This window comes from Nocardiopsis salina YIM 90010 (genome assembly GCF_000341025.1).
GTDB classification, from domain to species: domain Bacteria; phylum Actinomycetota; class Actinomycetes; order Streptosporangiales; family Streptosporangiaceae; genus Nocardiopsis; species Nocardiopsis salina.
Genome location: NZ_ANBF01000070.1, coordinates 13,215 through 25,982, shown reverse-complemented (window position 1 = coordinate 25,982; position 12,768 = coordinate 13,215). Strand labels below are relative to the sequence as shown.

Sequence of the window (12,768 nt, the reverse complement as noted above, 5' to 3'; positions counted from 1 at the left end):
GGCCCGCCGCCGCACCGGGTCCTTCCAGGCGCTCTCGGGGATGCCGGCGTCGGGGCGCAGAACGCGGATGCGCGACGGCGGCGCGAACGGGTCGGCCTGCACCCGCTGCACGGTCAGGGTGAAGTCGCCGAAGTCCCAGTCGCCCTTGAGGGACTTGTAGCGCCCGTAGGAGGCCCCGTCCATCTTGAGCAGTTCCTGCGACAGGCGCGCGTCGTCGCGGACACCGCGGATCGGCTCGGGCTCGGACCTGCGGCCCTTGCCACCTCCGCCGTGCCGGCGTCCGCCGCCGTCCCGTCCCGCCATCGGTTCCCCCTCGGTTCGGATGTCTGTCCCGCCCAGGTTAGGACCTCGTCGGGCCCGCTGCAGAACGCCTGTGGACAACCCCGGCGGCCATCCGGGGTACGCGGGGGCGACGGATTCGGAGCGCTCCTCCGGCGGGGTGGCGAGAAACGCTCGGCGGACTCATCGGTCCATCCCCGGGGAGGGCGGACCGGCCCCGGCATCGGGGAGGCGGGACCGGTCCGCGCCGACCCCGGTCGACCCGCGGCAGGGGCCTCGGCGGGGGCGCGGCAGCCTCCCCGGGAGGGGCAGGAGAGGCGCCGCGGCCACGCGCCACCGGGCACGCGCTGCTGCACGGGTGGGACCGGGGCCGGTCCCGTGCACCGAGCTCTTGGAGATCACACACGCGAGCTTCCCGGCCGTCTGGGAAGTGTACGGCCCGGGACGACCCCGTGCCCCTCGGGGGAGGGGATTCCGGGGTCCCGTGTGCTCTCCCCTCGAGGGGAGGGTTGGTGCACGGGTTCTTTTCTACCGGACCCCCGGGGGCCACGTGGGGAGAACGGGGAAAGAACGTTCTCTTCTGCGCTGTACACGGTTTCCTTCACCCCGGCACCCCGGAAACCGGCGCACAAAACCGGCACCCCCGGCGGTGACGCGGATCAGGGATTGTTGAAGAATGCACTGTTGACCCGTGGCACATTTTCCCCTGAGAACGGAACACGAAAAGGCGGACGGCGCCCGGAAAGNCTGCCCGCCTCGGGAGCGGCCGCCCCCGGCGATCCGGGGACGGCCGACCAAGGTGGCGCGCCTTCCCGAAGGGGCTCTGGGAAGGCGCTCGGCAACCTTTCTACAGGAATCGTGACCCGCGCGTAGGCGAAACCGGGAATCCTTGCGCACCCGGTGCCCCCGTGCATGAACCGAACCGTCCTCTGCACCGGGTTCCCGCCACCGGAAAGCTCGCTTCAGCGCAGCGCGGCACGGAGCGCGGCGTCGTGCTCGTCGGCGGGAGGGTCGGAGAGGTCGCCGACGAAGACCGCTACGGCCTGACCTCCGTTCTCCCGCACGTCCTCCAGGACCTGGTGCCAGTGGTGGAGGTTGGGATGGTCCAGATCGGTGCAGGCGGCGGCGGGGCTGAGCTCGTCCACCGCCGTCTCCAACTGCCCGGCCGAAACCGGGTAGGAGAACGTGCCTCGCGTGTGGCCGGTGACCCGGGCCAGGACGATCGCGGGGAGGTAGTTGCCGTTCTGGTTCACGCGGGTGAACACGGTGACCCCGTCACGGTGCACGCCGAGCCCGTAGGCCGCGGGGCGGCGCCAGTCGGGGTGGCTCTCCTCCATCCGCTCCCGGGCAGCGACGATCTCCTCCTTTGTGGCCCACTGTTCCATCGGAGCCTCCCTTCTGAAGCCTAGAGGTCGAGATGGCCGGTGGCCACGGTCACGGCGTCTCCGCCGATGAGGACCCGGTCTCCGCTCAGGCGCAGGTGCAGGTCGCCGCCGCGGGGAGAGGCCTGGTGCGCGAGGAACTCCGTGCGACCGAGGCGTTCGGCCCAGAAGGGCGCGATCACGGTGTGGGCGGCGCCGGTGACGGGGTCCTCCGGGACGCCCATGCTCGGAGCGAAGAAACGCGAAACGGGGTCGTAGGTCCCTTCGCCTCGGGCGGTCACGATGACCCCGCGCACGGGCAGGTCGCGGATCGCTCCGAGGTCGGGGGCGAGCGAGCGCACGGCCTCCTCGTCCGCGAGCTCCACAAGCAGGTCGTCGTTGCCGCCGATCCCGGTCCACACAGGGCTCGCCCCGAGCGCCTCGGCGAGCCCACCGGGGGCCGGCGCGGCGGCCGCGGGGCGCGCGGGGAAGTCCATCCACAGCCGACCGTCGTGGCGCTCGACGGTGAGGACGCCGCTGCGGGTGGTGAACCGGTAGGGGGCGGGTTCACCGAGCTCGGCCAGGGCGTGCGAGGCGGCCAGGGTCGCGTGTCCGCACAGCTCGATCTCGGCGACCGGAGTGAACCACCGCAGTTCGAACTCGGCCTCGGGGTCTTCGACACGGCGCGCGAAGGCGGTCTCCGAGAGGTTGAACTCGGCCGCGATCCCCTGCGCCCAAGCCTCGGGATAGGCGTCCTCGAGGACGAGGACTGCGGCGGGGTTCCCCGCAAGGGGGCGGTCGGTGAACGCGTCCACCACACGGTACTCAGGCATGCCCACAAGGGTAGGCACTTCAGGGCAGCGGTCCCTCCAGGTGCGGCTCGTCGAGGATGAACATGGTCTGTGTGCTCTTGACCTCGGGGATGCGCTGGAGGCGCTCGAGGACGAAGGTGCGCAGCGCCGCAGCGTCCGTCACCCGCACGAGCAGAAGCAGGTCGACGTCGCCGGAGACCAGGGCGGCGTGGTCGACCTCGGGGATGTCGCGCAGGTAGTGGCGGAACCTCTCCCAGGAGTGCTGTTCGATGCGTACCGACACGTAGGCCGACAGCGCGGTGCCGTACTTCTCGGGGTCGACGACGGCGCTGAAGCCCCGGATCACCCCCTGGTTGCGCAGGCGCTCGAGGCGGGAGTAAGCGTTGGCGCGGGAGATGTGGGCGCGTTCGGCGACGGCCCTGATGGACATACGCCCGTCGGCCCGGAGGAGGTCGATGATGCGCCGGTCGGTGTCGTCCAGGCGTACGGCCATGTGTCTCACCTCATACCGTCCGCAAGGTGGACGCTGTGGAAAATCGGGGGCTGTGGCGGACGTACCGAACAGTTCGTCCAGCGTTGGGGCAACGATCTCGACAGTATGGGGTTATTCACCTCATATTCAAGACATGGAGTTCCTCGCCGGGGACTCCCGCCCCCCGGCCCGCTCCCCCTCGGTGCCGGGTCGGCCGGGGTCCGAGGCGCGGACGCAAGGGGGCGCGGATCAACGGCGATCGGCGCCCCGTCCGCCCCCGCACCGGTGTCCACCGCGGGCGGCCCGGCGGCACGGGGCAGGGTTCCCCCTCCCCACCGGGCCAGGACACGACGGAGGGGCCGTGGTCACCATCGACCACGGCCCCTCCGTTCGCGCCCGCCGGCCCGCAGGAGGCCGTTCCCCTCCGCTGCCACGGGAGGAACAGCCCGCCCCCGAGGACCGGCGATCGGCGGCGGATCAGTCGTCGTTGTCGCCGCGGAGGCGGTTCATCCACGATTCGTGGCCGTGCTTGCCCTCGCTGTCGGACATGAGGCCCTTGCCGTCTGTGTCGGCCTCGCCCGCGTGGGCGCCGACCGGACGGCGGAACCAGGCGAAGCCGACGGCGAGCAGGATGGCTGGGATGATCGCCAGGATCAGGATCCCGCCGCCCGCCAGATCGCCGTCGGCACCGATGAGCTGGAAACCGGAGGTGTCGTTGGCGGCCGTCTCCGCCGTGACCCCGGTCTCCTCCTCTTCCGGCTCGGGCTCCTCGGCAGCGGCCTCTTCGGCCCCCTCCTCCTCGGCGGTTTCGGCCTCCCCGGCCTGGGCCTCCGTGTCGGCCGACTCCTCTTCCTCCTCCTCGGAGGCCTCGTCCTCGAGCTTGTCCTCGGGGATCTCGGAGACGGCGTCCTCGCACTTGTTCTCGGGCTGCTCGAAGGGGTGCGGCGCGCCTTCCTCGCCGTCGCCGTCACCCCACTCGGTGATGTAGTAGTCGACGTCGTAGAGGTGGCCGTTGCCCCCGCTGACGACGTAGTTCTCGTCGTCCCAGGTCTGATCGGTCAGTTCCGCGAAGGTCTCTCCGTCGAGGTCCAGGAGGACGTCGCAGTCGTTGGAGGGGTGTCCGGGGCCTCGGTCGCCGATGAAGAACTCGGCGGTCTGGCCCTCGTACTCGATGTACCCCTCGGTGCCCAGTGGCCAGCTGGGGCTGGAGAAGAGCCCCTTCTGCATCGGTTCGCCGCTCGCGGGGAGACCGGTGTCGCCCCCGATGCCGGAACCGTCGTCCCAGAAATAGGTGGCGTCGACTTGGCCGTGCTGGATGGGAGTGTCGTTCTCGTTACTCATGAAGTGGAAGCCAGGTTGACGACGACAGGGCCGAGAAGACCGTGGACACAGCACACCCAGGGCAGGTCCGTCCGAGGATGGGTGGAGGGCACGGGCGTTGCGGTGCTGTGTCCGGATCCCCGCGTCGCTGGCTGCTGACGGCGGGCGGAGGCGGGACGTGATCGGGCCGGCGGTGTTCCGGCGACCTTCCGGCTCAGACGCGGGAATGCGTGTGGCCGACCCCCGTGGGTCTCGAATCCCTTGCGGCGCGCGGCCGGGCAAGGGCTCGGCATCGGCTCATCAAGGATCAATTACGAGCCGATCACGAGGGACACTAACCCACGCTTTCGCAAAGCGCGTACGGATTCGGAGTAAAATAACCGCGCGTGTTGAGCCGTGCGCCCTCGGAGAAGGTGGAAGCTACCCCCAAAAACAACGGAACACCCTGGTCATAGGGGGTTCCGTGCAAACACACGTCGAAGGCGGAGAAATCGTCCGTGGCACTCCTCATAACACTCACAGGGCCTTGACAGGGCCCCGGAAGCCGATCACGGCAGGCTATTCCCTTCGCTCGCCGATATCACCTCCCCGAGAGCCCCACAAGCCCCCGTGGGCACCGGTCGAGACCAAGGGAACGTAAATCGACCGGGCCGTACTCGGTCAGGTCACCTGCGAGCGCGCACGGAAGCGCTCCTGGCGCCACTCACCGTTGCGCACGACCTCGACCAGGGCCCGGGCGGCGTCGAAGACCTCCGTGTACGACAGGTACAGGGGCGTGAAACCGAACCGCATGACGTCGGGCGCGCGGAAGTCGCCGATCACACCCCGCTCGATGAGCGCGCGCACGATCGCGTACCCCGAGCCCTCCTCCGGTTCCACGAGGCAGACCTGGCTGCCGCGCCGGGCGTGCTCGGCAGGGGTCAGCGAGACCAGGCCCGATTCGGCCGCCCCGGCCAGGAAGAGGTCGGTCAGGGCCAGGCTCTTGGTCCGCACCTGGGCGAGGTCGGCTCTGCCCCACACCTCCAGGCTCGCCTCCAGCGCGGCGTCGGCCACCAGGGGCTGCGATCCGCTGAGGAACCGGGACACGCCGGGCGCGGGCTCGTACCCGGGGGCGAAGTCGAAGGGCCGAGCGTGCCCGTGCCAGCCGCTCAGTGGCTGCTCGGCGCGGGCATGGTGACGCCGGGCGGCGTGGAGGAACGCCGGCGCCCCGGGGCCGGCGTTGAGGTACTTGTAGGTGCACCCGACGGCGAAGTCGGCCCCGCTGCCCGACAGGTCGACGGGGACGGCACCGGCGCTGTGGCAGAGGTCCCAGACCACGAGCGCCCCGTGTTCGTGGGCCAGACGTGTGAGGGCGGGCATGTCCCGCAGGACCCCGGTGCGGTAGTCGACGTGGCTGAGCAACAGGACCGCGACGTCGCCGCGGGCGAGTTCGGAGGCCAGTTCCGGCCCGTCGGGGTCGACGCGGCGCTGGGTCCCGCCGGTCAGGCCGACCGCCCCCTCGGTGACGTAGAGGTCGGTGGGGAAGTTGCCCGCCTCCCCCAGCACGACGTCGCGGTCGGACATGCGAAGGGCGGCCACGACGGTCTTGAACAGGTTGGCGGAGGTGCCGTCCCCGACCACGACCTCATCGGGGTCCGCTCCGACCAGGGGCGCGAGCATGGCGCCCAGGGTGCGGGGTTTGTCCCACCATCCCGCGTCGTTCCAGCTGCGGACCAGGCCCTGGCCCCACTCGCGTTCGACGACGTCGGCCACCCGGGCAGGGGTGGAGCGGGGCAGGGCGCCCAGGGAGTTGCCGTCGAGGTAGATCACGCCCTCGGGCAGGACGAACTCCTCGCGCAGGGGTGCGAGCGGGTCGGCGGCGTCGAGTGCGGCGCACTCCTCGCGAGTGGTGGGTGTCATCGGTCCTGTCTCTTCGCGGGGTGGGGTCGGGTTCGCGGCCCGTCGGTGCGGCCGGGTCAGAGAGTGTCGCGCAGGCGCCACAGTTCGGGAAAGACGTCCTTCTCTGCGTTGCGGGCCAGCCAGGCCAGGCCGTTGGACCCGCCGCTGCCCGGTTTACCGCCCATCGTGCGCTTGACCGCCATGAGGTGGCGGTGGCGCCACCGGGTGACCCGTTCGGCCACATCCATGAGCGTCTCGGCGAGTAGCAACAGTTCGTTGCCGTCACGTTCGTCGGCGTAGACCTGCGACCAGGCCTCGGTGACGGCCGGATCCTCCTCGTAGGGCTCGGTCCAGTCGCGTTCGACGGCCCTCTCGGGCACCGGGAACCCGCGACGGTCCAGCAGGCGCAGGGCGGCGTCGTAGAGCCCGGGGCGCTCCAGGACCGCATGCAGCTGTTCGGCGACCTTCGGCATGCCTTTGTGCGGACGCACCATGGGCCCGGACTTGTTGCCGAGCAGGAACTCGAGGTGGCGGTAGGTGTAGGACTGGAACCCCGAGGCTTCTCCGAAGGAGTCGCGGAACCGGTCGAACTGCGTCGGCGTCATGTCCGCGAGCAGGTCCCAGGAACCGGTGAGCACGTCCTGGGCGTTGCGGGAGCGGCGCAGCCAGGCCAGCGCGCCGGGCACGTCGTCGGCCTCCAGGGCGTCGCGTGCGGCCTCCCACTGCTCGGCCACGAGCGTGAACAGCAACTCCATGACCTGCGTGGTGAGGATGAACGCGGACTCGGCGGGTTCCTCGGTGCGCGGGCGCTTGAGACCGAGCAGGGTGTCGACGCCCACGTAGTCCACGTACGGGGTGGGGCGGTCGAAGTCCAGGACGGGGGCGCCCTCCTCACCGCGGCGGCCCCGCTCCCCGTCTGCGGTCTCCTCCCACTGCGGGGAGTACGGGCAGTGCTGTGCGGTCATGGCCATGGCGGCCCCCTCGTCGGCGGATGTGCGGTCGGAGAAACATGATCGAACAACCGACACCGCTCACGGAATGGGCATGACCCCCGCGATCGGCGAGTTCACCTAGGATTTCCGAGGCGAAGAGCTCATCGACCTTGGGAACACAAAGTATGGCCGCATCACTGCACACGCCGCTGGACGGTGTCGACCGGCGGATCCTCGCCGAGCTCCAGGGGGACGGGCGGCTGTCGTTCAACGAGCTGTCCCGGCGGGTGAACCTGTCTGCACCGGCCGTGGCCGAGCGGGTGCGGCGGCTGACCGACCGCGGGGTCATCACCGGCTACCACGCGCACGTGGACCCTGCGGCCGCCGGACTCCCGGTCACCGCGCTGGTGCGGATGGAGTGCTTCGGCGCGCACTGCCTGCTGCGCGAGCGCTCGTCCCTGGAGTTGTCGGAGATCCTGCAGGTGCACCGCGTCACCGGCGACGACTGCTGTGTACTGCTCATCGCAGTGCGTTCGATGGAGCACTTCGAGGAGGTCATCGACCGGTTGGCCGAGCACGGGCGCCCCTCCAGCACGATGGTGCTCTCCAGCCCGGTGCCGTGGCGCCCCGTCGACGTGCCGGAGCCCTCGTGAGCATCATCGTCGACACCCCGCTGTGGCCCGGGCCGCGCGGTTGGCTCTTCGCCCACCTGGCCAGCGACGCCTCCTACGAGGAGCTGCACACCTTCGCACAGCACCTGGGCCTGGGCCCGCGTGCCTTCGACCGCGACCACTACGACCTGCCCGAACACCTGCACGCACGGGCGCTGGATATGGGTGCCGAGCACGTGGCCCCGCGGGAGCTGGTGACCCGGCTGCGTGCTGCGGGGCTCCGGCGGCCCAAGGGCGCCTTCAGGCCTCCCGCCGACCGGCCTCGGTGAGGCGGCCGGCCTCGGCACCGATGTTGGCGCGGGCCCGGTGCTCCCAGTGCGTGCGGCCGAAGGGGGTGTGGAACAGGTCGGGACGCTCCAGCAGCGAACGCAGGACCTGCAGGCGCCCGGCGCGGAAGACGCGGTCGTCGAGGTGCCCGTACTCGGCCCGCACCGCGGCGGTGTACTCGAGGTAGCGGTCGGGGCCGGAGGCCAGGATCGACAGGTCGGCGTCGCAGAGCACCGCCCCGTCTGCGTCCCCCTCCCCCGGCGCGTGGGAGGCGGTGAGCTCCACGAGGCGCACGACGTCGGCGACCTGCCCGCGGTCGCGGCCCATGAGGGTGAGCAGGCGGTCGGCGACCAGGGCGCTCTCCTCCTCGTCGGTCCCCGGGCGGCCCTCGTGCACCACGTCGTGGAACCAGACGGCGTACCGGACCCGGTCGGGGTGCTCGGCCTCGTGCTCGAGGATCTCGACCGCACGCAGGGAGTCCCACAGGTGGGTGAGCGTGTGGTAGCGGCGGTGCGGTTCGCTCCAACGGCCCAGGAGCTCCTCGCCCACCGCGCGTGCCTCGGGGCTGGACCCCGCGAGGCGCGCCCATGAGGCCCGGAGGAGCGTCACGTCCTCGTGCTCGGGCGGCCCGTCGGAGCTGCGGTAACGGTGCGAGCTGACCATGTCCCCAGTGTTCCCCACTCGCGCGTGTTTTTCGAGGTGGACCTATCATGGGACGGTTCTCCTCCCCGATCGTCCGCGCCGGCCGCTGCCCGCCGTCGTCCGGGAGGGCCCCGGCAGACCGCGACGAGGACGAGGAGCGTATGTCACCCCTGGAGACCCTGCGGCGCATGAACCGGATCGCGGGGTGGCCTCTGCTGACGGCCACGTTCCTGGCACGGCTCCCGGTGTCGATGTCGCTCATCGGCATACTGACGCTGGTCACCGTGCAGACGGGGAGCGTGGCCGCCGCGGGCCTGCTCAGCGGGGTCTTCGCGATGGGTCAGGCCGCCGGTGGCCCGGTCGTCGCACGCTTCGCCGACCGGTACGGGCAGCGCCGTCCGGTGCTGGTGATGTCGCTGGTGGACGCGGTGCTCATGACGGTTCTGGTCGCCGCGGTCAATGCCGGGGCCGCCCTGCCGGTGCTCGTGGCGCCGGCGGTCCTGGCCGGGGCGTGCCTGCCGCAGGTGGGCCCGATGGCCCGGACGCGCTGGGTAGCGCTGATCGGCAAGGGACCCGACCGCGGTGCCGAACGCGAACGCTCGGTGGGCGCAGCGATGTCCGTGGAAGGTGTGCTCGACGAGACCTCGTTCGTGCTCGGCCCGGCCCTGGTCGGTGTGCTCACCGTGACACTGTCGCCGTCGGCGAGCGTGCTGGGCGCGGCGGTGCTCATCGGGGTCTTCGGTGCGGTCTTCGCGCTCCACCCCACCGCACCGCCCGGGAACGCACCGACCGCCGGCGGGGGAGGCCGGGTCCTGACCCCCGCGCTCGTGGTGCTGGCGGTACCGATGTTCGCCCAGGGACTGTTCTTCGGCGGGATGTCGACCGGGGTGACCGCCTTCGCGGCTTCCTCGGGCCACGGCGACCTGTCGGGGCTGATGTATGCGGTGATGGGCACCAGCAGTGCGGTGGCCGGGCTGCTCATGGCTTCGGTCCCGCTCACCTTCACGCTGACCGCACGCGTGCGCTGGGCCGGTGCGGCACTGCTCGTGCTGTCCCTGCCCCTGTACCTTCCACACACCGCGGGGACGCTTGCGGTGGCGATGTTCGCGCTGGGGTGGGCGATCGGACCGCACATCGTGAGCCTTTTCGGGCTGGTGGAGCGCTCGTCCCCGCCCGCCCGGATGTCGCAGGCGATGTCGGTGGTGCTCAGCTGCCTGATCCTCGGGCAGTCCCTGGGTTCGATGACGGCGGGCTCGCTGGCCGACCTGTTCGGCCACCGAGGGGCGTTCGCGCTGGCGAGCCTGGGCGGGCTGGTCTCGGTGGCCACCACGGTGCTGGTACTGCGCGCCCGCTGGTACCGGCGTGCGGAAGCCGCGCCGGAGGCCGTGACGGACCCCGGCCCCGCCGGGTGACCGCTTCGGACGGGCCGGGCGGTCGGTGGCGGGGCCGTGGAGCGCGGGTGGAACGGCGCCGGGCCGCGCGACGCGGGGTCACGAGCCCGGGCGGAGCCGTACAGGTCAGGTGGGGTCGGATTCCACGAGCTCGAAGCGCACGTCGCGATCGGAGAGCTCCTCGACCGCCGAGGCCGGCAGCCGGTCGTCGGTGACGATGAGGTCGAACTCCTCCAGGCTCGCGACCCGGAACGTACCGAACTTGCCGTACTTGGTGCTGTCGACGACCAGAACGCTCTTGGAGGCGATGCGCAGCAGTTCCTGCTTGGCGACGACCTTGGCCTCGGAGGGGGTCGTGGACCCGCGCTCGGCGTCCCAGGAGCTGCTCGCGATGAAGGCCAGGTCGACGTTGACCTGGCGCAGGAACTCGGCGGTGAAGCGGCCCACCGAGGAGTGGTCGGAGTGCGAGACGAGGCCACCCGTGTGGATGAGCTCGATGCCCGGGTACTCCATCAGATGGCCGACCACGTTGAAGTCACTGGTGATGACCGTCAGGCCCACCTTGTCGGTCAGCAGCGGCACCATCTGCAGGGTCGTGGTGCCCGCGTCCAGGTAGATCGTGAAGTTCTCCCGCACGAGGTCGGCCGCGGCGCGGGCGATGTTGCGCTTGGCCGGGACCTCGAGCTGGGCTTTGGCCAGGTAGGAGGGCTCGCTCTTGAGACGGGCAGCCAGGCGCACCCCGCCGGTCACCGACAGGACCTTGCCGTCGTTCTCCAGCGCCTGGATGTCGCGCCGCACCGTCATGTGGGACACGGACAGCATCGAGGTGAGCTCGTTGATACTCAGCACGTGCCGCTCCTGGAGGAGCTTGAGGATGTGCTCTCGTCGCTGATCCGGGATCATCGTTCGCCTCACGGTCGGGGGCCGGCCACGGGTGCCGTGTTCTCACGACACCGCTTAACAGAGTTTCCCAGCTCGGCGTCACCGGACCGAGCACTGGGGACGTGAGTCGCCTCGCACCCAGTGGTCGCACCGGCCACGTCCGGCAACGGTCCGGAGCTGCCCGGACGGGGTCGCGCGGCCGTTCTTCCTGTTTGCACCACGTGCGGGCACGCTTTTTGCGATCCTTGTGAACATGACGCTGTCCATCGCACTGCGCGGAGACACCGCACGACACCCGGGGAACACGCTTCCGGCCCTGCGTTCAGCGTTGCGCGCCGGAACCGACCTGGTCAAGATCGACGTCCACCTGACCCACGACGGCTACCCGGTCCTGGCGGACGAACACCTCGTCGCCACCCCCGGGAGCGCACCGCGCCCCGTGGAGGAGATGTCCCTGGCCGAGCTGGCCTCGGCCCGCCGGGACGTGGACAGCCGGGTGCCCACACTCATCGAGGTCCTGGCCGAGTTCCGCGCCCGGGACGTGCCGAACCTGCTCGTGGAGGCCACGGCGCCCCAGGCAGCGTTGGCCGCCGACACCCTGTTGCGCGAGCGCGGCTTCGCCGACCAGCTGGTCTTCACCGGCCCGCCCGAGGCGCTGGACGCCCTGCGCGGACGCAGCAGCCGGGCGCGGCTGCTCATGCTGCAGGACCAACCCGGCCTTCCTCCCGACGACGTCCTACGCACCGTGCGTCCCGACTTCCTCGGAACCCACCATTCTCTGCTCACCAGAGAAGTCATCACCGAAATGCGAGGTTTCGGGTTCGGCGTGGCCGCTTGGTCGGTCAACGAGTTGCCGGACATGGCCCGGCTGGTGGGAATGGGTGTGGACGCCGTGGCGACCGAACGGGTGGTCGACCTGGTTCCACTGACGCGGGGGAACCGGGAGGAGGTCGCGGCGGAACCGGCCTGACCTCGCACGGAACACGGGCGTTCGGTTGAGCTCGGACGCCTGCGCATCCCCGGCACGCACGGGCCTCCCCGGTTCCACCCGAGTGACCGGCTTTCCCACCAGCGCGCTTTTCTTCGGTGAGTTCTACTGTTCCGCCCGAATTCGCGACCGTTCGGGACTATCCTCGAAAACGATTCCCGCCACGCGAAGGACAGAGCCCTCGCGCCCCCGCCCCGACGGCGCCCCGAGCGATGAGACAGCCACCCATGACCGCCGACACCTCCCCCGACGTCCTCCGAACCACCGGCCCCGTCCTCGACTGTGCGGCCCGCCTGTTCGCAGAGCACGGTCCGCGCTCTCTCACCATGTCCACCCTGGCCCACCGGATCGCCGACGAGACCGGTACCGACACGGACTCGCTCCACCGGGCCTTCCCGACGCGCCTCGACCTCGCGCACGCCGTCGTGCTGCGCTCGACCCGGGAGCGGGTCGAGGACCAACTCCGCGCCGACCGGCAGTCCGACCCCGCCGACGCGCGCGTGTGCGCGCTGGTGCGCCACCACGTGCAGACCTCGTGGAAGCACAGGACCGCGGTCGAGCTCGCCCGCGACCTGATGCCGACCCTGCGCGCAGTCAGCCCCGGGCGCTACCGGCAGATCGCCCAGCTGCACCGGGACTACCGCCTGCACGTGCGTGACATCATCAGCGCGGGCGTCGGCGAGGGCAGATTCCACGTGGAGTCGGTGGAGGCCGCCACCCGCTCCGTGCTGGACACCTGCGATTCGCTGGAGTGGTACGCGCCCGACGACGACCTCAGCCTCGACGGTCTCACCGGGGTCTACGTCGACCTCGTCCTGCACCACCAACTCGGTCACCCGCGCTGACCGGGGCCGCGGCCCGCAGGGTCACACG

At 70.9% G+C, this 12,768-nt stretch carries 14 protein-coding genes; 5 read left to right on the top strand and 9 right to left on the bottom strand.

The window, feature by feature from the left end:
- The 7 genes from D474_RS0106980 to D474_RS0106950 form a co-directional block, all read right to left on the bottom strand.
- The coding region (locus tag D474_RS0106980; protein WP_026118249.1) for an ABC-ATPase domain-containing protein at positions 1 to 303 on the bottom strand (303 nt) is incomplete at its 3' end.
- A gap of 938 nt (positions 304 to 1,241) precedes the next feature.
- Positions 1,242 to 1,664, bottom strand: coding sequence for a hypothetical protein (locus D474_RS0106975; RefSeq protein ID WP_017612862.1), 423 nt, complete (start codon positions 1,662 to 1,664; stop codon positions 1,242 to 1,244).
- Between the two features lie 20 nt (positions 1,665 to 1,684).
- On the bottom strand, positions 1,685 to 2,473 hold the full coding sequence (locus D474_RS0106970) for a PhzF family phenazine biosynthesis protein (RefSeq protein ID WP_026118248.1): 789 nt from the start codon (positions 2,471 to 2,473) through the stop codon (positions 1,685 to 1,687).
- A gap of 19 nt (positions 2,474 to 2,492) precedes the next feature.
- Positions 2,493 to 2,945 (bottom strand): Lrp/AsnC family transcriptional regulator, encoded by a 453-nt coding sequence (locus D474_RS0106965; protein WP_017612860.1) that lies wholly within the window; start codon positions 2,943 to 2,945, stop codon positions 2,493 to 2,495.
- A gap of 456 nt (positions 2,946 to 3,401) precedes the next feature.
- On the bottom strand, positions 3,402 to 4,265 hold the full coding sequence (locus D474_RS0106960; RefSeq protein ID WP_017612859.1) for a hypothetical protein: 864 nt from the start codon (positions 4,263 to 4,265) through the stop codon (positions 3,402 to 3,404).
- 639 nt (positions 4,266 to 4,904) lie between these two features.
- Positions 4,905 to 6,143, bottom strand: a complete 1,239-nt coding sequence (kynU, locus tag D474_RS0106955; RefSeq protein WP_017612858.1) for a kynureninase — start codon at positions 6,141 to 6,143, stop codon at positions 4,905 to 4,907.
- A 56-nt stretch (positions 6,144 to 6,199) separates the two neighbouring features.
- A complete protein-coding gene (locus D474_RS0106950; RefSeq protein ID WP_017612857.1) occupies positions 6,200 to 7,093 on the bottom strand; it encodes a tryptophan 2,3-dioxygenase in 894 nt (297 codons plus the stop codon).
- A 146-nt stretch (positions 7,094 to 7,239) separates the two neighbouring features.
- On the opposite strand from D474_RS0106950, the gene D474_RS0106945 reads away from it, so the two are divergent.
- Together D474_RS0106945 and D474_RS0106940 are read left to right on the top strand one after the other, a co-directional pair.
- Entirely contained in the window at positions 7,240 to 7,707 is a 468-nt protein-coding gene (locus tag D474_RS0106945; protein WP_017612856.1) for an Lrp/AsnC family transcriptional regulator, read from the top strand.
- On the top strand, positions 7,704 to 7,994 hold the full coding sequence (locus D474_RS0106940; protein WP_017612855.1) for a DUF4031 domain-containing protein: 291 nt from the start codon (positions 7,704 to 7,706) through the stop codon (positions 7,992 to 7,994). The genes D474_RS0106945 and D474_RS0106940 overlap by 4 nt, the downstream gene beginning before the upstream one ends.
- Here the strand turns inward: D474_RS0106940 and D474_RS27895 are convergent.
- A complete protein-coding gene (locus tag D474_RS27895) occupies positions 7,966 to 8,655 on the bottom strand; it encodes an HD domain-containing protein (protein ID WP_017612854.1) in 690 nt (229 codons plus the stop codon). The genes D474_RS0106940 and D474_RS27895 overlap by 29 nt on opposite strands.
- Before the next feature lie 140 nt (positions 8,656 to 8,795).
- Between D474_RS27895 and D474_RS0106930 the strand changes: the two genes are divergently transcribed.
- Positions 8,796 to 10,046: an MFS transporter gene (locus D474_RS0106930; protein WP_026118246.1), complete on the top strand. Its 1,251-nt coding sequence runs from the start codon at positions 8,796 to 8,798 to the stop codon at positions 10,044 to 10,046.
- A 105-nt stretch (positions 10,047 to 10,151) separates the two neighbouring features.
- On the opposite strand, the gene D474_RS0106925 is transcribed toward D474_RS0106930, so the two are convergent.
- The gene (locus D474_RS0106925; protein ID WP_017612852.1) at positions 10,152 to 10,928 is read right to left on the bottom strand and encodes a DeoR/GlpR family DNA-binding transcription regulator; all 777 of its coding nucleotides are present in this window, start codon (positions 10,926 to 10,928) and stop codon (positions 10,152 to 10,154) included.
- Between the two features lie 232 nt (positions 10,929 to 11,160).
- Here D474_RS0106925 and D474_RS0106920 point away from each other — a divergent pair, with 232 nt between their 5' ends.
- The gene (locus D474_RS0106920) at positions 11,161 to 11,877 is read left to right on the top strand and encodes a glycerophosphodiester phosphodiesterase (protein WP_017612851.1); all 717 of its coding nucleotides are present in this window, start codon (positions 11,161 to 11,163) and stop codon (positions 11,875 to 11,877) included.
- A gap of 245 nt (positions 11,878 to 12,122) precedes the next feature.
- Positions 12,123 to 12,740 (top strand): TetR/AcrR family transcriptional regulator, encoded by a 618-nt coding sequence (locus tag D474_RS0106915; RefSeq protein WP_017612850.1) that lies wholly within the window; start codon positions 12,123 to 12,125, stop codon positions 12,738 to 12,740.
- The last annotated feature ends 28 nt before the right edge of the window (positions 12,741 to 12,768 follow it).